The sequence below is a fragment of the Dickeya lacustris genome, from assembly GCF_029635795.1.
Taxonomy (GTDB): domain Bacteria; phylum Pseudomonadota; class Gammaproteobacteria; order Enterobacterales; family Enterobacteriaceae; genus Dickeya; species Dickeya lacustris.
The window spans coordinates 918,758-937,246 of the sequence record NZ_CP114280.1 but is presented as its reverse complement, the minus strand read 5'-3'; the positions used below and the strand labels follow the sequence as shown (position 1 = coordinate 937,246).

Below are 18,489 nucleotides of genomic sequence, written 5' to 3'. Positions count from 1 at the left end.
TAGCCTCATGACAGCCGCAGATATGCCCGTAAAAAGGGTAAAGAGCAGCAAATGCATGCCAGCGCCAGGCGTGGTTGCGAGGCGCATTCCAACTGACGCGAAAAATCGCGTTATCTACTTGATATCATTGTGTGGATGCGCATGATGTTGCCATCGTTCCGTTTTTTGATTTCAGGCCCGCTATGCCGCCCATTCAGGTGAACTACTCCCGGCTCAAACAGCAACAACTCAGGCGCAATCGCCTGCGGCTGTTGGCTTTATGGCTGATTCTTGTCGTTGGCATCGTGGTCAGCCTGTGCGCAGGAGAACACTGGATTTGGCCGCTGTACTGGCTGGACTCGGGATCATCGGTATTCATCTGGCAACTGAGGTTGCCACGCACGCTGGCCGTCATGTTGGTGGGGGCCAGCCTGGCCATGGGCGGGGCGGTGATGCAGGCTGTATTCGACAACCCCTTATCCGAGCCCGGTTTGTTGGGGGTATCGAGCGGTGCCGGAGTGGCACTGGTGTTGGCCGTGTTGATTGGACAAGGCGCGCTGCCGATATGGTGCCTGAGCTTGTGTGCGATAGCCGGTGCTTTACTGATGACGCTACTTCTGCTGCATTTCTCCCGCGCTGGCGTATCCAATGCCCGGTTGCTGTTGATTGGCGTCGGGCTTGGCATTATTTGTAGCGCTCTGATGACCTGGGCGGTGTATTTCAGCACCAGTCTGGATTTGCGCCAACTGATGTACTGGATGATGGGGGGCTTTAGCGGCGTTGACTGGCGCTATGGCGGCCTGATGCTGTTACTGCTGCCGCTGCTGATAGGATTAGCGAGCGTGGGTGGGGTGCTCAATCAACTGGCGCTCGGTGAGATGGCCGCGCGTCAACTGGGGGTCGCAGTATTTTACTGGCGCAACCTGCTGCTCGTGATGATGGGGACGGTGATGGGCATCAGCGTGGCGTTGGCTGGCGTTATTGGCTTTCTCGGTTTGGTTATTCCGCATATTTTGCGCTTGTGTGGCCTGACCGATCAGCGCTATCTCTTAACCGGATGCGGCGTCAGCGGCGCACTGGTGCTGCTGCTGGCAGATACGTTGGCGCGCACGCTGTTGCCGGTCGCCGAGCTGCCGGTAGGGGTGGTGACGGCAACGCTCGGCGCGCCCTGGTTCATTTGGCTATTGCTGCGCCATCAGGCATAAGAGGTGCTCAATGAGCATCGGATAAGGCGGGTTAAACTGCCAATCGATTGATAATTAAGGAAGAAAATATGAGTAACGCATTATATGACATTCCCCTGCAAACCATCGACGGGCACGCCACATCATTAGCGAACTGGCGTGAGCAGGTACTGCTGGTGGTGAATGTAGCTTCGCAATGCGGTTTGACCAATCAGTATGAAGGGTTGGAAAGCCTGTATAAAACCTATCGCGATGAGGGATTTGCGGTGCTCGGTTTTCCGTGTAATCAATTTGCAGGCCAGGAGCCCGGCAGCCATGAAGACATTCAGGCTTTTTGCCGTACCACCTTCGGTGTGCAGTTTCCTCTGTTTAGTAAGCTCGAGGTTAACGGCGCGGGGCGTCATCCGCTCTATCAGGCGTTAATTCATGCACAACCGCAGGCTCAGTATCCACAGGGCAGTGAATTTTATGCGCGTCGCGTTAGCCGTGGGCAGGCACCGCAACACCCCGGCGATATATTATGGAATTTTGAAAAATTCCTGATTAATCGTCAGGGGGACGTCGTGGCGCGCTTTTCACCGGACATGACGCCGGACGATGCGCAGCTACTTGCTGCCATCAAGCAGGCATTGGCATCGTAAGATGACGCAGCCCTCACCTGCCGCTGGCATTGACGGCGACGTGTCGCCGGTGATTACCGTGCAGCATGCCAGTGTGCGCCAGCGTTTGCATGATGTCTGCGTGAGCGGTATGGCCGGTGAGCTGATACATCTCATCGGGCCTAATGGCGCAGGGAAAAGCACGCTACTGGCATACATGGCCGGTGTGTTGTCGGGGCAGGGGACGCTCTCTTTGTTGGGGCAGCCGATGGCGGGCTGGTCTGCTCGCGATATGGCGCGCGTGCGGGCCTACTTGCCGCAACAGCATGCGGTACAGGTGTTGATGCCGGTATTCCAGTACCTGCAATTGCATCAGCCGCCGCATGCAGATAGCAAGCAAGTGGATGGGGTGGTGCATGAGCTGGCCGAGCGCCTGTTATTGCGCGAAAAACTGGCTCGCCCGTTGAATCAACTCTCCGGCGGCGAGTGGCAGCGGGTCAGATTGGCGGCGGTGTTTTTGCAGATTTGGCCGACTTTAAACCCTGCGGCACGCCTGCTCCTGCTTGATGAGCCTGCGGCCAGCCTGGATATTGGTCAGCGCGTCGCCCTTGATAGCCTACTGGCTGAGGTGTGTCGGTATGGTATTGCGGCGGTGGTTTCCGGCCACGATTTGAATCACACCCTACACCATGCAGACCGTGTATGGCTGATGGAACATGGCCAATTGATTGCACACGGGCCGACGGTGCAGGTGATGCAGCCAGAGCGGTTATCACAGCTGTTTGGCGTCGCCTTTTCTCGCTATACGCTGGGCGATCGTTATTGGATGCTGGCACGCCAGGAAATACCGGCAGACGATGAGAGCTAAAGCGTCACCATGGCCGTGAACCTGCGTAATCTCCGGTCGGCGTCAATTCATCAATGTCATATCATCAAGGCCATACCATGAGTGCTATATCATGAATGTTATATGATGAGCGACGAGCGCTCACCGTAACCAGAATAAATCGGCGATGCGCTGGCGATTATGAGTAGCAACACCATGGCAACACCATGATAGTATGGCGAAATGAGTTTTTTATGGCATGTGATAGCGAGCGTAGTGGCATGAGATTTTGGCGGTTCTGGCTCATATTGATGGCGTTATGTCTGGCTGGCTGTAGCAGCCACGTTCCACCCAATACCCGCTTAGGGGAGGCTGGCGAAGTGCGGGCGCAACTGAACGCGCAGTTGTCTCAGTGGCAGGGTACGCCTTATCGCTATGGCGGTCTTGACCGGTATGGTATTGATTGCTCTGGCTTTGTTTACCTCACCTTTCGCGATCGTTTTGGTTTGAATTTACCGCGCTCAACAGAAGAGCAGGCTGAGGTAGGATCACCGGTTAGCCGTAACGAGCTACTGCCAGGCGACCTGGTATTTTTCCGCACCGGGAGTGGTGAAAACGGATTGCATGTGGGCATTTACGATAGCCGTGACCAATTTATTCATGCCTCCACCAGCCGGGGGGTAATGCGTTCATCACTCAATAACGTTTACTGGAAACGGGCCTATTGGCAGGCACGACGTCTTTGAAGGGCTGATGGCGATAAACCGCCCGCAGTCGCAGAGGCACTATCGCGTATTTGCGGCCATTACCGAGCGATGGCATCTTGACGCAGGCCAACCGGCACCCGCAGTGGCCTGCCCGTCTCCCGGCTGTTGCTGAGGGGATATCAGCGTTATCCGGCGCTATTGATATATCAATTAACTGGCGATGGCATCCATATTACTTGTCGCATGGGCGGTGGATAGGCGTGCAGGGTATTATCTGAAAAAGAACAAGAAGAGTGTTTTCTCAATCAATCAAATGCTAAGTTAGCCATATCATCAACATGATAATAACGATGCGGTGTTTGTTTTTTCGATAACTACTGACGATGGGCTTCGTTATTTTCACAGGTTGATGGTATATGCCAGTGCTGATGCAATATAGGGCTGGTAATAAGCGAAATCCTATGCAGTCAGTTAATGTAATTAACATAATTAATGTATCAAGTAAAAAATGATGTTTATCACTTCATTAATGACTTGATGAATTCTTGATGGAAATAATGCAGGCTGTTGCATAGGAAAGGGGCTGGTTGCGGCGAATAACAGCGATGAGATGCTCTCTTAATAGGGAATAACAGGTGTTCTTATCTTCGTTAAGGCAGGAATCGGCCCGGTTATATTTACCTTTCAACTCCGGTTATGAATATTATGCGCATTCAGCTTGACGTTAATGATGATAGCGAATATTTCTTCTCTCCCGTCTATCATCTGGATTCACGCCTGCTGGCTATGGAAATGCAGGGATACGTCCATAGCGTGCAAGGGGTGCTCCCGATGCATCAGGCGTTGATGATGGGTAAGTGGAGCCGCCAGCAAAAACTGGCGCTGCTAAATGAACAGCTCAGTATCCTGCAAGATAACGCATCTTGGTTTTGTCATCACCACGTCATCGCGTTATTAAAGCTTGATGTTAGCCTGGCGGCGCTGTTAATAGAGAATGCCTGGCTGGAAAGCGCATTCCGTGCGCTGCCCTTCTTGCAGATTGCAATTAATGAGCATTTTCCTAATATTTCTTCCGGTCGTGATAATACACAGCTTGAAAAGTTAAGTCAGTCTTTTCATTTATGGCTGGATGATTTTGGTATCGGTTATACCAATATGAAGCCTTTTTATGATGGTGTATTTTCCTGTGTAAAAATGGATGCATTATTTATCGATAAACTGGTGGTGCGCCCTGTGTCGCGCTCTATTATGACGCCGCTGTTGCAGGTGATAAAAAAACATTGCCCTGGATTATGTATTGTTGCTAAAGGGGTTGATGATATTAGGCGTTTTGAGCAACTACGACATCTGGATATTGACGCAGTGCAAGGGAATTTATGGCCGCCACTATTACCTGATGTGTTGGATAATGCATTAATGCCACTACGCTGTTATGGCGAATAAAAGCGCCAGTTGTCAGCGATGCTCTCTGTCATTGTCTGGATGAAGAAAAGGCGTACGTTGAAACGAGAGAGAGAATAAAAGAGAGAAGAGTAGCAATAAGAGTAGCAATAAGAGTAGTAATAAGAGTGACGTAATAACCCTGTGGTTACTCGGTGTTAATTACCACAATGCGGTTCTACACTGAGAGAAAAAGGGGAATGTATGCCACATCATCTGTTGTTTCATAACCACTATCACCAACAGTTGCCCGGGTTTTATACCGAACTGACGCCGCAACCGTTGCAGGGTGCCCATTTGCTTTACCACAATGCGCCCCTGGCCCAGACATTGGGGTTATCCGATGATGACTTTCAAGGGGATAACCAGCAGATTTGGACCGGTGAGCGGATATTGCCGCAAATGGCGCCGTTGGCTCAGGTTTACGGGGGGCATCAGTTCGGCGTCTGGGCTGGGCAGTTGGGCGACGGGCGCGGTATTTTGCTCGGCCAGCAACAGATGGCGGATGGGCAGACGCTGGACTGGCATCTCAAGGGGGCTGGTCGCACGCCTTATTCCCGCATGGGGGATGGCCGGGCGGTACTGCGTTCGGTGGTGCGTGAATTTTTGGCTTCAGAGGCGTTACATCACCTTGGTATTCCCAGCACGCGCGCATTAACCCTCGTTGGCAGTGAACATATGGTGCAACGCGAGCAGGAAGAGACCGGCGCAATGTTAATGCGCATAGCGCAAAGCCATGTGCGTTTTGGTCACTTCGAGCATTTTTATTATCGCCGGGAGCCGGAGAAGGTGCGCCAACTGGCTGAGTATGTGATTGCACAGCATTGGCCGCACTGGCAGCAGGAACCGGAGCGTTACTTTTTATGGTTTTGCGATGTTGTTGAGCGCACCGCATGCCTGATTGCGCAGTGGCAGGCCGTGGGGTTTGCGCACGGTGTCATGAATACCGATAACCTGTCTATTTTGGGCATCACGCTGGATTATGGCCCCTATGGTTTTATGGACGATTATCAGCCGCAATACATTTGTAACCATTCAGATTATCAGGGGCGCTATGCGTTTAATCATCAACCGGCTGTGGGGCTGTGGAACCTGCATCGGTTGGCTCAGGCGCTGTCATCCCTGATGTCGGCCAATCAACTGGAACAGGCGCTGGCCTGCTATGAGCCAGCGCTGATGCGGCGTTTTGGCGAACTGATGCGCGCCCGGCTGGGCTTTACGACACCCCAGACGCAGGATAATGCGCTTCTGCAAGAATTACTGGCATTAATGCAGCGCGAGCGAGCCGATTATACCCAGACCTTTCGCCTGCTGGCTGAAACCGAGCTACATAGCGCCGCCTCGCCGCTGCAAGACCTGTTTGTTGACCGGCCCGCGCTTGACCGTTGGCTGCATGCTTATCGTCAGCGACTGCAACAGGATGAATGTGATGAGGATAAGCGCCGACAGCGCATGAAGCAGGCGAGCCCCCGCTATGTCCTGCGAAATTATTTGGCCCAGCGCGTTATTGATGAGCTTGCCAGAGGCGATAGTCAGTTATTGGCGAGGGTTCATCAGGCCTTATGCCAACCCTATGACGAACAACCGGATATGGCTGACCTGGCGGCCTTACCCCCGGAGTGGGGTAAACAGCTGGTGATCTCCTGCTCCAGTTAAGCGCATCAGGCAAGCGTGCGTTGGCGCTGTTGTGTCGATACGCGGTTCTGCGCTATCAGCTATCAGCTATCAATAGTGGCTGTTGCCATGCGTGAATCAAGGCCAATGCAGAAGTATGACGGGTATAATCAGATAACTCACTGTATGATAGTTATAATTATCGCACAGAACGTATAATTATTGGCCGCTTGAGTGTGCCTGCCCGGTATAAACCACGAGTCATTATGTTATGTTCATTTATGTTTATAGGCCGTCCGAGTGGGTGGCCGCTTTCACATTACGTCTGTGAGTGCTGTTGTGTGTCTCAGTTTTCAGTCCGTTGATGATGCCGGCGTCATACCGCCGCGTCATGTTAAGTACAGGGGATAAATGGATGTTGTCAGGTAAACAAAGAAAACAAACGCGGCTGCTGGGTATGGTCGGTGCTGTATGGGCTTGCGGCATGAGTGCGGCATTGCCTGTTCAGTCTGCGACATCATCGGCGGCGCTACCCGTGGCTCAAACGCATCCCGCTTCGCTATCCGCTGGTTTACCCGCCGGTATTTCTCTGCGTTATCTTAATGAACTGAACGCGCTGTACTCGCATCAGCATCACCAACCGCTGTGGCGTGATAGTCAATTGGTCAAAGCCTTCCAGCAACAACTGGCAGAAGTGGCGTTGTCCGGTGTGCAACCGCAATTCACCGCCTGGGTGACGTGGCTGACAGACCCGCGCCTGAGCGACTTTTCTCGCGATGTGGTGCTGTCTGACGCGATGCTGGGTTATATGCAATTTGTCGCGGGTGTCGAGAAAAACGGCAATAACTGGCTGTATGGCAGTGTGCCTTACACGCTTTCAGCGCCGCCAGCGGCGATGGTTAACCAATGGCAGCAAGCGCTTGCGGCTGGCAATGGTGTGGCCTTTGTTGCTGCACTGGCACCACGGCATTCGCAATATACAAAGATGCATAATGCATTGAAAACCCTACTTGCTGATAACCGCGCGTGGCCAAAACTGGTACTGGCTGATTCACTGCGCCCGGGGGATAACAGCGAAGCATTACTGGTATTGGCTGAGATTTTACAGCGTAGCGGCCTGCTGAAGCCGGAGAGCGCCGCTGCGGTGGCAACCCATTATGACGGCGAGCTGGTTGAAGCGGTCAAACGTTTTCAGCATGCGCAAGGGTTGCAGGATGACGGCGTGATAGGCAAACGTACCCGTGACTGGCTGAATGTGCCGCCCCAGCAGCGAGCGGCGTTATTGGCGTTAAATATTCAGCGCTTGCGATTGGTGCCGGATAAGGTTAACAGCGGCATCGTTGTTAATATTCCCAATTACTCGCTGAGTTTTTATCAAAATGGCGCGGAAATTCTGGCATCAAGGGTGATTGTGGGCCAGCCAAAGCGTAAGACGCCGCTGATGAACACCTCACTGAGCAATGTGGTGATGAATCCACCGTGGAATGTACCAACGACGCTAACGCGTCAGGATATTATTCCCAAAGTAATACAAGACCCCAGCTATCTACAGCGCCACGGTTATACCGTGCTGTCCGACTGGAGCGATAATGCCCAGTCTATCGATCCGGCCATGATTGACTGGCCGACCGTGTCGGCAGGGAATTTCCCTTATCGGCTGCGTCAGGCCCCGGGGCAGAGTAATTCTCTGGGGCGCTATAAGTTCAATATCCCGAATACGGATGCTATCTACCTGCACGATACACCGAACCACAATCTGTTCCAGAAGGACATTCGCGCCTTGAGTTCAGGCTGCGTGCGGGTGAATAAAGCTTCCGAACTGGCCGCGCTGTTACTGCAAGATGCTGGCTGGAATGGTGCGCGCATCTCCTCAACCATCGAGCAGGGTAATACGACCTATGTTCCTGTGCGCCAGCGTATACAGGTTCATTTCTATTATCTGACCGCCTGGGTAGCGGAAGATGGCAAGCCGCAATTCCGCACAGATATTTACAATTATGATGACACGGTAAAAAGCGGTGCGATGGTGTTATCTAAAGCAGGCTTATTATTGCAGTAAGTCTGCGTAATTGTGGTTGTTCTGCTCGGAGGCGTTGAGCATCGCAGCCGGATACTCGCTGCGATGCGCCCCGCGTGCGCCGCTAAAGCGGGTTGACGCCGTGAGGCGTGGCAGTTAAGGTGCAGGGCGATACATGTGGTGTATCGCTTTCTCCTTTTTCAGTCCAGGGTGTTCGTGTTTTATGGAACCAATTGATCATCATCGACGCAAATGGCTTGCACTCGGCGGCGCGGCGCTGGGTATTGCATTGCTGCCGGGGCAATCGCTGGCTTCGCTATCTACCACCCGTCCCCGTATCCTCACGCTGAATAATGTGAATACCGGTGAGCGTATCAAAGTCGAATTCTTTGATGGCCGCCGCTATAACAAGTCAGAGCTATCACGGTTGAACCATTTCTTCCGTGATTACCGGGCGAATAAAGTGAAAACGATCGATCCGGCACTGTTTGATCAGCTATACCGCTTACAGGTGATGCTTGGCACAACCAAGCCGGTACAGCTGATCTCTGGCTATCGCTCCTACAGTACCAATGAAGATCTGCGCTCAAGCAGTCGGGGTGTGGCAAAACAGAGCTACCATACTCAGGGGAAAGCCATGGACTTCCATATTGAGGGTGTCCAACTGGCTAATATCCGTAAGGCGGCGATGAAAATGCGTGCCGGAGGCGTCGGATATTACCCGCAAAGTAATTTTATCCATATAGATACCGGGGCCGTGCGCACCTGGTAACGTTAAACGACCCAAGCAGAGAATTAGGTGCCCTGCAAGGATGAGGTAACTAACGGAGCGGTATGAAATACCAGATTATTCCCGTCACAGACTTTAGTCAGAATTGCACCCTGCTGTGGTGTGAAAAAACCCGACAAGCCGCCATTGTTGACCCCGGCGGCGATGTGCAAACCATTCGGCAGGCCGTGACGCAAGCTGAGGTAACGGTGACGCAGATTCTGCTCACCCATGGCCATTTAGATCATGTCGGGGCAGCGGCTGAACTGGCTGAACACTTTGCGGTGCCGATTGTCGGCCCGCAACAGGCCGATGCATTTTGGCTCGATGGTTTACCTGCACAAAGCCGCATGTTTGGGTTGCGTGATTGTCTGCCGCTGGTGCCGACGCGCTGGCTGGAGGAGGGCGATACCGTGGTGATTGGCGAGTCAGAGCTGTCAGTGGTGCACTGTCCGGGGCATACGCCGGGTCATGTGGTGTTCGTTGATAAAAAAGCGCGTCTCGCCCAGGTGGGGGATGTTATCTTCCGGGGTGGCGTCGGGCGCAGCGATTTTCCGCAAGGCGACCATCAGGCGCTGGTGGATTCTATCCGCCATAAACTCTTTCCATTGGGTGACGACATTGCGTTCATTCCGGGCCATGGCCCGATGTCAACGTTCGGCGAAGAGCGCCGCACCAATCCATTTTTGCGTGATAGCGACTGACAGCCACACTCACGTCGTCACTCGCGGGCTTCTCTGTTGAATCTATGCCAGTCGGTTTGTCCTGACTGGCATTTTTTTACTGACGCTGATTGCAAAAGCACGCCGTTCGTTTGCGCGCTGTGATGATGTAACCGTTTTCGCCCATGACAACGACAACGGCAAACGGGTAAACGTCAAACAGGTAAAATGAGAAAAAGGCATCGCCGGGGCCCTGACCAGCCGGTATAATGCGCGACCAGAATTTTTCAAGTGGTCAATATGCAACCGATAACCCCCATTTTCTCCTACCCTCGTTACTGGGCCGAATGCTACGGCACCGCGCCTTTCCTGCCCATGTCGCGTAAAGAGATGGATGAGCTCGGGTGGGACAGTTGCGACGTTATCCTGGTGACAGGCGATGCGTATGTCGATCACCCGAGTTTTGGTATGGCGGTGATTGGCCGTATGCTTGAAGCACAAGGGTTTCGGGTCGGGATCATCGCCCAGCCGGACTGGTCTTCCAAGGCGGACTTTATGCGCCTGGGCAAGCCTAATCTCTTTTTCGGTGTGACAGCGGGTAACATGGACTCGATGATTAACCGCTACACCTCGGATAAAAAGTTGCGCCACGATGATGCCTATACTCCCGGTAATGTCGCCGGTAAGCGGCCCGATCGCGCCACACTGGTCTATACCCAGCGCTGTAAGGAGGCGTACAAAGAGGTGCCTGTCGTCATCGGCGGCATTGAGGCCTCGCTGCGCCGTATTGCCCACTATGATTACTGGTCGGAAACAATCCGCCGCTCCATCCTGTTTGATGCCAAGGCCGATATCCTTATCTACGGCAACGCCGAGCGCCCGCTGATTGAGGTCGCCCACCGCATTGCGGCGGGGGAGCGTATTGAGGTGATGCAAGATATTCGCGGCACTGCGATTATTCGCCGCGAGCCGTTGCCCGGCTGGAGCGGTGTAGATTCGAGTAAGCTTGACCAGATTGGCCGTATCGATCCTATTCCTAACCCGTACATGGAAGGCGCGCCATGTTCAGACAGTGCCAGTGAGAGCGCGCCAGCCGCACAAGACGCGAAACCGGTGCAGGTACAGCCAGCGAAACCCAAGCCCTGGGAGAAGACCTATATTAAGCTGCCGGCTTTCGAGCGCATCAAAGAAGACAAAGTGCTCTATGCCCATGCGTCGCGCATTCTGCATCATGAGACTAACCCCGGCTGTGCCCGGGCGCTGGCGCAGGCGCATGGCGATCGCATTATCTGGGTGAACCCGCCGGCTTTTCCGCTGGAAACCGATGAGATGGATGGGGTGTTTGGCTTGCCGTACCAACGGGTGCCGCACCCGGCGTATGGGAAGGAGAAGATCCCAGCCTACGATATGATCAAGACGTCGGTGAATATTATGCGCGGCTGCTTTGGCGGCTGCTCGTTTTGCTCCATCACCGAGCATGAAGGGCGCATTATCCAGAGCCGTTCGGAAGAGTCGATATTAAAAGAAATTGAAGAGATTCGTGACAAGGTGCCTGGGTTTACCGGCGTCATTTCCGATCTCGGCGGCCCGACCGCCAATATGTACCGGTTACGCTGTAAAAATCCCCGCGCCGAGCAGACCTGCCGCCGTGCCTCCTGCGTCTGGCCGGGCATCTGCCCACACATGAACACCGATCATACGCCGACGATCAATCTTTATCGCAAGGCGCGCGATCTCAAGGGCATCAAGAAAATCCTGATTGCCTCGGGCGTGCGTTATGACTTGGCGGTGGAAGACCCGCGCTACGTGCGGGAACTGGCCCGATACCATGTCGGCGGCTATCTCAAAATCGCCCCTGAACACACCGAAGAAGGGCCGCTGGCGATGATGATGAAGCCGGGCATGGGCACCTATTACAAGTTCAAGTCATTGTTTGATAAGTTCTCAAAAGAGGCGGGTAAAGAGCAGTATCTGATCCCCTATTTTATTGCCGCACACCCCGGCACCACCGATGAAGACATGGTGAATCTGGCGCTCTGGCTCAAAGCCAATCGCTTTAAGTTGGATCAGGTACAGAATTTTTACCCCTCGCCGCTCGCAAATGCGACCACCATGTATTACAGCGAGAAAAACCCGCTTGCCAAAGTACGCCGGGTGGGAGGCGATGTGTTTGTCGCCAAGGGTGAGCGTCGCCGTCGCTTGCACAAAGCGATTCTGCGTTACCACGACCCGGCAGGCTGGCCGATTATCCGCGAAGCGCTGCTGGCGATGGGCAAGGGCTATTTGATTGGTTCCGGCCCTGAATGTCTGGTGCCGGTTGAAAGCCGTGGCGAACGGGCAACGCTTGTGGCCAAGGGCGCACGACCCGCGCTGACCCGGCACAGTGATATCAAACATCAACGCCGTCATGCCCAACCGCTGCGCGAGTCAGCGTCAACAACGTCATCCCAGGCAAGGCCGGACGGTAAAGGTAATAAAGCTAAATCGCAGGTTCGCACAGGGGCTGGAAAAACTGCGGTGCAGGGTAAGCGGCCAAGAGGGTGAATGAGCGGCGTAAACCCGAGCCTTGTTTGCCTCGCTCAGGTATCAGGCGCTGGCGCAGAGTAAAAAAATAATGCCAGTCAGGATAACTGACTGGCATTAAATCCAACCGGGCTATTGGCCATTAAGCGCGTTCGCGGCCATGTATTACAGCACGGCGGCACATTACAGCACGGCGACAATTGCCTCGCACAGCGGAGCCATGTTTTCCGGCGTCATCCCGGCGACGTTGATACGCCCTGAATTCACGGCATAAATACCAAATTCATCGCGTAAGCGCAGCACCTGATCTTTGCTCAGGCCACTGAATGAAAACATGCCGTTCTGATTAATGATAAACGAGAAGTCCTGTGCGGCGCCTTTTTCCTGTAGCGTGTTGACGAACAACTGGCGCATACGTTGAATGCGTTCGCGCATCGCCGTTAACTCTTGTTCCCAGATGGTGCGCAGCGCATCGTTTGACAACACCGTAGCCACAACCGCAGCACCGTGTGACGGCGGGTTGGAGTAGTTAGCTCGAATACCGGCTTTCACCTGGCTGAAGGCGATATCTGCTGTGGCGGCATCAGCGGCAACCAGCGTACAGGCACCCACGCGCTCGTTATACAAGCCGAAGTTTTTCGAATAAGAGCTGGCAACCAGCAATTCCTGATGTTTAGCGGCGAAAATACGTAGCCCCTCAGCATCTTCTTCCAGCCCACGGGCAAAGCCCTGATAAGCAAAGTCAAACAGCGGCAGCCAGCCTTTTTCCAGCGCCATCGTTGCCAGTTGCTCCCACTGTTCAGCAGTCGGATCGATACCGGTTGGGTTGTGACAACAGCCGTGGAACAGCACCACATCGCCAGCTTGCGCCGCATTGAGGCTACTGAGCATGCCGTCAAAATCCAGCGCATGGTTCTCGGCGTCATAATAGGCATAATCACACACTTCCAGCCCGACCGAGGCGAACACATTTTTGTGGTTCGGCCAGCTTGGGTTGCTTACCCAAATACGTTTTGCGCTGGTTTGATGGGCGATGAAATCCGCCGCAACACGCAATCCGCCGGTTCCGCCGGGGGTTTGGGCGGTGCGAGCACGCTTATTCGCAATAATCTCACTCTGTTTACCGAACAGCAGTTCCTGCGTGCAGCGGGCAAATTCAGGAATACCATCAATACTCAGGTAATTTTTGGTGGTTTCTGTTTCCAGCAGCAGTTGCTCTGCTTTTTTAACGCACGTCAATACCGGTGTTTTACCGGTTTCATCTTTATAGACACCGATGCCGAGGTTAATTTTGTGCGAGCGTTCATCAGCGCGAAACAGGTCAGCCAGCCCCAAAATCGGGTCAGCAGGAGCGGCAGTGATTTTTTCAAACATTGCGACGTAATCCATGACAGAGAGTAAACAGAAATAGCAGGTTAACGCCAGCGTCTGGCTTTGCCAACCGTTTGCATCAAAAGAAACAGAAATAATGGCACAAGGGTAAACACTGGCATAAATGGCCCTGACGGGCGGTGTGGTAAGCCTATCCTTGCGTAAACATACCGCTATCGCGCCGCTGATGCGCTCAGGTAATAAAAAAGCCGGGAGAGGGTTCCCGGCTTAACACAGGTGTGACATCAAGAGAGATTAGAACTGGTAGGTCAGGCCGGTAAAGACGCTGTTACCCGTTTTCTTACCGTACGGGTTGCTGTCTGCATCAATCAGGTTGACCAGATACTCGACGTTAGCCGCCAGGTTCTTATTGAAGTTATATGTCCCGCCGATGCTGACGTATTTAGTGATATAACCGCTGGTTTTCACGGCGGACGTGTCGTTATCAGCTTTAGCGGAAACATACGCCAGAGACGGCGTTAAACCAAAGTCAAAGTGGTACTGGGCAACGGCTTCGAACACTTTGGTTTTATCCAGTGCAACGCTGCCAACATAGCTCAGGTTGTGATACTCACCGTAGGTGGTGGCAAGGTAGATATTGTTGGCATCATACTTCAGGCCGGCAGCCCAGGCGTCCGCCTTCTGGCCACGGCCATCGGCTACCTGTGAGGTGGTGCGGTCTACCGCTTCATAAGAGGCAATCACGCCTACGCCAATCGGCGACGTATAGGAAGAGGAAATACCAAAGCCGTCACCGGTCTGTTTTTTAGGTGCGGTGGAGTCTGCATGTTTCGCCTGATATTGCAGGCCAAAATCCCAGCCCTGCACCAGGCCGAAGAAGTTCTTGTTGCGATAGGTCGCAACACCAGCACTGCGCCCGGTAATGTTATCGGTATAGCCTTGGTCGCCACCCCACTCTGGCAGTACGTCGGTATAAGAGATACCGTCATAAGCGATGCCTTTATTGCGACCATAATCAAAAGAGCCGAAGTTACCGAATTTCAGGCCAGCATAAGCATAACGGGTTTTGCTGCCGTTGCCATTGCTCCCAGAAGGAAGGCTGTTAGTGTCTTCTGCGTTACTGGCATCAAAGTGATATTCAAAGCGACCATAACCGGTCAGATCGTCATTAATCTTGGTTTCGCCTTTAAAACCTAAGCGGGCATAGGTTTGATCGCCTTTACCTTCAAAGCTTTTGGCTGTATCACCGAAATAATAACCGGCGTGCAGTTTGCCGGTTAAATCAAGCTTATTGCCATCTTTGTTGTACACCTCTGCGGCGTTGGCTGCGCCTGCTGCCAACAGTGCCGGTATCACCACGGCCAGAATATTACGCTTCATCATTAAATTACCCTCATTGTGTTATGTGTCCGGCTTGTCTTTACAGTCGTGTCGTTATGAACTTCTGTCGCCAGCCGGTGTCTTTCTGTGTCCGCAAGCAGTGTTCCATTCATGGTCGGGTTTATCTACTACACAAATGCTACCAATCACGTGTTGGCGAAACACTTTATTTCAATTTGTAAGTAAATATTTTTATAAAATAAAAAATGGGTGGATTATTCATTCATTGTCTTTAGTTATGCATTTTCTTCTTTAAATCAGTGACTGATAACGTTTACCTATAGCTAAAAAAATGAATTTAATATGAAAAAAATCCTTCATTTTCATGATATTAAAATGATAAATATGTATTTAATATTTCATTTTTATTAATATGATTTTATGGCAAAAAACCTTAATTAAAGTCTGTGTTTAAGGTGCCTAATGTACCAAATGATATTTTTACGCTGGAAAATGCGGCAAGGGAGTGAGCCAGGAGGGAGCAGAAGCAGAAAAGGAAGCAGGGGACAATCAGGTGAAATAAAATGGCAGGCATAAAAAAACATCAGCCGACAGGTCGGCTGATGTTCTCGACAGTGTAAATCAGTTAATCAGCAGGGCTGATTAGAACTGATAAATTGCACCGACTGCTACAGTGTTACCAGTTTTAACACCGAGCTGGTTGCTGTCATCTTTGATCAGGTTGATATCGTACTCAACCAGAGTAGAGAAGTTTTTGTTGAATGCATAGGTAGCGCCGATGCTGACATATTTCTTCAGGTAGCCGCTGGTGTTTGCGGTATCGTCATCTGCTTTGGCACTAACATAACCTAAAGACGGGGTCAGGCCGAAATCGAAGTTGTACTGAGCAACGGCTTCAAACACTTTAGTTTTGTCGTAAGCAGAAGTAGCAGTAGCGTTTTTATAAGACAGGTTGTGGTATTCACCGTAGGTGGTAGCCACATAGACGTTGTTAGCGTCATATTTCAGGCCAGTTGCCCACGCTTCAGCCTTTTTACCGCGATTATCAGCAGTCTGTTTGTCAGTACGATCAGCAGCAGTGTAAGAACCGATCACGCCAACGCCAAACGGTGCGGTATAAGAAGAAGAGACCGCCCAGCCATCACCGGTATTTTTTCTGTACTGTGTAGAGCCGTCGTGCTTGGCCTGATAACCCAGCGCGAAGTCCCAGCCATCTACCAGGCCGAAGAAGTTTTTGTTACGGTAGGTTGCAACGCCAGCGTTACGGCCAGTGATGTTGTCGGTGTAGACAGAATCACCACCCTGTTCTGGCAGTACGTCAGTGTAAGACAGACCATCATAGCCAACGGCACGGTTACGGCCGTAATCCAGTGAGCCTAAGTCACCGAATTTCAAGCCAGCATATGCGTAACGGGTTTTACCATCAGCGCTGTTAGTATCTTCAGCAGAGCTTGCGTTAAATTCATACTCAAAACGACCATAACCGGTCAGATCGCTATTGATTTTGGTTTCACCTTTGAAGCCCAGACGAGCAAAGGTCTGGTCGCCGTCACCCATGACACTTTTGGACTCATCGCCAAAATAATGGGCAGCTTCGATTTTACCAGTCAAATCCAGCTTGTTGCCGTCTTTGTTGTACACTTCAGCTGCATTCGCTGCACCAGCAGCTAACAGAGCCGGGATTACCACTGCAAGAATATTGCGCTTCATCATTATTACCCTCATTGGTGTTATATAAGACACCTGCATCACAATTCAAAAACCCGTTGGGAACTTTATTGTCGATACAGTTGTCTTCCTGTGTCTGCACGCAGTGTTCCATTCAGTTGCGTGTTTATCTACCGTTTAAATGATACTAATTTCGAAATCGAGTAACCAATAGAAAATTTGTATTACAATTTGTAAATATAACGGAACTTTGTGAGCAATCTCTAAAATAAAAAAATAAGGGCACCCTGAAGGTGCCCTTATTGATGCAGATATTTGTTTTTCTTATGTAATTTTTAGCTTAGAAACTTGCATTGCGCGGTGTACGCGGGAACGGGATCACATCGCGCACGTTTTGTACACCGGTTACATAAGCAATCAGGCGTTCAAAGCCGAGACCGAAGCCTGAATGAGGAATGGTGCCGTAGCGACGCAGATCGCGATACCACCAGTAATCTTCTTTACTGAGCCCCATTTCTTCCAGACGGGCGTCCAACTGCTCCAGACGCTCTTCACGCTGCGAGCCACCGATAATTTCGCCGATGCCGGGGGCCAGCACATCCATGGCCGCCACGGTTTTCCCATCCTGATTCATGCGCATATAAAACGCCTTGATATCTTTCGGGTAGTTTTTCACCACCACCGGTGCCTGGAAGTGTTTTTCCGCCAAATAGCGTTCGTGCTCGGATGAGAGGTCGATGCCCCAGGAAACCGGGTTCTCAAACGTCTGCCCGCAGTTTTCCAGAATGGTTATCGCATCGGTGTAATCCACCTGTGCGAAATCGGAACTGACAAAGCGCTCCAGGCGGCTAACGGCGTCTTTATCGACTCGCTCGGCGAAGAATTTCATGTCGTCAGCGCGCTCTTCCAGCACCGCCTGAAACACGAACTTCAGTAAGTTTTCCGCCAGCGAAGCGATATCGTCCAGGGTGGCGAACGCCACTTCCGGCTCAATCATCCAGAATTCAGCCAGGTGGCGGCTGGTATTGGAGTTTTCCGCCCGGAAGGTCGGCCCGAAGGTGTAGATTTTAGACAGCGCGCAGGCGTAAGTTTCGCCGTTCAACTGGCCAGAGACGGTCAGAAACGCCTCTTTACCGAAGAAGTCTTCGCTGAAATCCACCCGGCCTTGCTCGTTACGCGGCAGGTTTTCCAAATCCAGCGTGGAGACGCGGAACATTTCACCGGCACCTTCGGTGTCTGATGCGGTAATCAGCGGGGTGGAAACCCAATAAAAGCCGTTCTGATGGAAGAAGCGATGAATAGCCTGCGCCAGCGTGTGACGCACGCGCGCGACAGCGCCAATCAGGTTAGTGCGCGGGCGCAGGTGCGCCACTTCACGCAGATACTCGATGCTGTGGCGTTTTGCCGCCATCGGGTAGGTATCCGGGTCTTCTACCCAACCGACGACCGTCAGCGCGGTGGCCTGAATCTCAAAGCTTTGGCCTTCACCGGGAGATTCCACCACTTTACCGGTGACTTCGACGGAGCAACCGGTGGTCAGGCGCAGTACGTCGCTCTGGTAATTGTCCAGATTATTATTCACGACGGCCTGTAGCGAATCAAAGCAGGAACCGTCATAGACGGCGATAAAGGAAATACCGGCTTTAGAGTCTCTCCGGGTACGTACCCAGCCGCGCACGGTGACGTCACTGTCAACGGCGACACGGCCTTGCAGTACATCGACTACAGGCACTACGCTCATAACATTCTCTCTATTGGTTATTGGTCAATGTGGGTGAAATATTATCAATATGTTCAGTCCCGTCGTGGGACGTCGGTTTATGTTACT

14 protein-coding genes are annotated in these 18,489 nt (G+C 52.3%); 10 read left to right on the top strand and 4 right to left on the bottom strand.

The genetic code is table 11. The features are described 5' to 3' along the window. Positions 1–182: 182 nt before the first annotated feature. The 10 genes from btuC to O1Q98_RS04140 all read left to right on the top strand — a co-directional run bounded on the left by btuC (position 183) and on the right by O1Q98_RS04140 (position 12,341). Positions 183–1,184 carry a vitamin B12 ABC transporter permease BtuC gene (gene btuC / locus O1Q98_RS04185; protein ID WP_125259154.1) on the top strand — a complete coding sequence of 334 codons (1,002 nt, stop codon included), beginning with the start codon at positions 183–185 and terminating at the stop codon, positions 1,182–1,184. Positions 1,185–1,252: 68 nt separating this feature from the next. Further along, on the top strand, positions 1,253–1,804 hold the full coding sequence (locus O1Q98_RS04180; RefSeq protein ID WP_125259063.1) for a glutathione peroxidase: 552 nt from the start codon (positions 1,253–1,255) through the stop codon (positions 1,802–1,804). Between the two features lies 1 nt (position 1,805). Beyond that, on the top strand, positions 1,806–2,630 hold the full coding sequence (gene btuD / locus O1Q98_RS04175; RefSeq protein ID WP_125259064.1) for a vitamin B12 ABC transporter ATP-binding protein BtuD: 825 nt from the start codon (positions 1,806–1,808) through the stop codon (positions 2,628–2,630). Positions 2,631–2,869: 239 nt separating this feature from the next. After that, on the top strand, positions 2,870–3,334 hold the full coding sequence (locus O1Q98_RS04170) for an NlpC/P60 family protein (protein ID WP_125259155.1): 465 nt from the start codon (positions 2,870–2,872) through the stop codon (positions 3,332–3,334). A gap of 666 nt (positions 3,335–4,000) precedes the next feature. After that, the gene (locus tag O1Q98_RS04165; RefSeq protein ID WP_125259065.1) at positions 4,001–4,738 is read left to right on the top strand and encodes an EAL domain-containing protein; all 738 of its coding nucleotides are present in this window, start codon (positions 4,001–4,003) and stop codon (positions 4,736–4,738) included. 201 nt (positions 4,739–4,939) lie between these two features. Continuing rightward, positions 4,940–6,391 carry a protein adenylyltransferase SelO gene (locus O1Q98_RS04160; RefSeq protein ID WP_125259066.1) on the top strand — a complete coding sequence of 484 codons (1,452 nt, stop codon included), beginning with the start codon at positions 4,940–4,942 and terminating at the stop codon, positions 6,389–6,391. A 373-nt stretch (positions 6,392–6,764) separates the two neighbouring features. After that, the gene (ldtD, locus tag O1Q98_RS04155; RefSeq protein ID WP_125259067.1) at positions 6,765–8,408 is read left to right on the top strand and encodes a L,D-transpeptidase; all 1,644 of its coding nucleotides are present in this window, start codon (positions 6,765–6,767) and stop codon (positions 8,406–8,408) included. Between the two features lie 181 nt (positions 8,409–8,589). Then, on the top strand, positions 8,590–9,138 hold the full coding sequence (mepK, locus tag O1Q98_RS04150) for a peptidoglycan L,D-endopeptidase MepK (RefSeq protein ID WP_125259068.1): 549 nt from the start codon (positions 8,590–8,592) through the stop codon (positions 9,136–9,138). A 62-nt stretch (positions 9,139–9,200) separates the two neighbouring features. Further along, entirely contained in the window at positions 9,201–9,839 is a 639-nt protein-coding gene (locus O1Q98_RS04145; protein ID WP_125259069.1) for an MBL fold metallo-hydrolase, read from the top strand. A 258-nt stretch (positions 9,840–10,097) separates the two neighbouring features. Beyond that, the gene (locus tag O1Q98_RS04140; protein WP_125259070.1) at positions 10,098–12,341 is read left to right on the top strand and encodes a YgiQ family radical SAM protein; all 2,244 of its coding nucleotides are present in this window, start codon (positions 10,098–10,100) and stop codon (positions 12,339–12,341) included. A 162-nt stretch (positions 12,342–12,503) separates the two neighbouring features. Here the strand turns inward: O1Q98_RS04140 and O1Q98_RS04135 are convergent, their stop codons facing one another. From O1Q98_RS04135 to asnS, 4 genes are all read right to left on the bottom strand, one after another. Further along, complete coding sequence (locus O1Q98_RS04135) at positions 12,504–13,694, bottom strand: amino acid aminotransferase (RefSeq protein WP_125259071.1); 1,191 nt, start codon at positions 13,692–13,694, stop codon at positions 12,504–12,506. A gap of 252 nt (positions 13,695–13,946) precedes the next feature. After that, the gene (locus O1Q98_RS04130; protein ID WP_269975655.1) at positions 13,947–15,035 is read right to left on the bottom strand and encodes a porin; all 1,089 of its coding nucleotides are present in this window, start codon (positions 15,033–15,035) and stop codon (positions 13,947–13,949) included. Between the two features lie 600 nt (positions 15,036–15,635). Beyond that, positions 15,636–16,706, bottom strand: a complete 1,071-nt coding sequence (locus O1Q98_RS04125; RefSeq protein WP_269975656.1) for a porin — start codon at positions 16,704–16,706, stop codon at positions 15,636–15,638. A gap of 295 nt (positions 16,707–17,001) precedes the next feature. Next, complete coding sequence (gene asnS, locus O1Q98_RS04120) at positions 17,002–18,402, bottom strand: asparagine--tRNA ligase (RefSeq protein WP_125259072.1); 1,401 nt, start codon at positions 18,400–18,402, stop codon at positions 17,002–17,004. Between the last annotated feature and the right edge of the window lie 87 nt (positions 18,403–18,489).

Coding starts and splice junctions, on each gene's coding strand:
- mepK (WP_125259068.1), top strand. CDS start 8,590: ATGGAACCAATTGATCATCATCGACGCAAATGGCTTGCACTCGGCGGC.
- O1Q98_RS04165 (WP_125259065.1), top strand. CDS start 4,001: ATGCGCATTCAGCTTGACGTTAATGATGATAGCGAATATTTCTTCTCT.
- O1Q98_RS04130 (WP_269975655.1), bottom strand. CDS start 15,035: ATGATGAAGCGTAATATTCTGGCCGTGGTGATACCGGCACTGTTGGCA.
- O1Q98_RS04135 (WP_125259071.1), bottom strand. CDS start 13,694: ATGTTTGAAAAAATCACTGCCGCTCCTGCTGACCCGATTTTGGGGCTG.
- asnS (WP_125259072.1), bottom strand. CDS start 18,402: ATGAGCGTAGTGCCTGTAGTCGATGTACTGCAAGGCCGTGTCGCCGTT.
- btuD (WP_125259064.1), top strand. CDS start 1,806: ATGACGCAGCCCTCACCTGCCGCTGGCATTGACGGCGACGTGTCGCCG.
- ldtD (WP_125259067.1), top strand. CDS start 6,765: ATGTTGTCAGGTAAACAAAGAAAACAAACGCGGCTGCTGGGTATGGTC.
- O1Q98_RS04160 (WP_125259066.1), top strand. CDS start 4,940: ATGCCACATCATCTGTTGTTTCATAACCACTATCACCAACAGTTGCCC.
- O1Q98_RS04140 (WP_125259070.1), top strand. CDS start 10,098: ATGCAACCGATAACCCCCATTTTCTCCTACCCTCGTTACTGGGCCGAA.
- O1Q98_RS04180 (WP_125259063.1), top strand. CDS start 1,253: ATGAGTAACGCATTATATGACATTCCCCTGCAAACCATCGACGGGCAC.
- btuC (WP_125259154.1), top strand. CDS start 183: ATGCCGCCCATTCAGGTGAACTACTCCCGGCTCAAACAGCAACAACTC.
- O1Q98_RS04170 (WP_125259155.1), top strand. CDS start 2,870: ATGAGATTTTGGCGGTTCTGGCTCATATTGATGGCGTTATGTCTGGCT.
- O1Q98_RS04145 (WP_125259069.1), top strand. CDS start 9,201: ATGAAATACCAGATTATTCCCGTCACAGACTTTAGTCAGAATTGCACC.
- O1Q98_RS04125 (WP_269975656.1), bottom strand. CDS start 16,706: ATGATGAAGCGCAATATTCTTGCAGTGGTAATCCCGGCTCTGTTAGCT.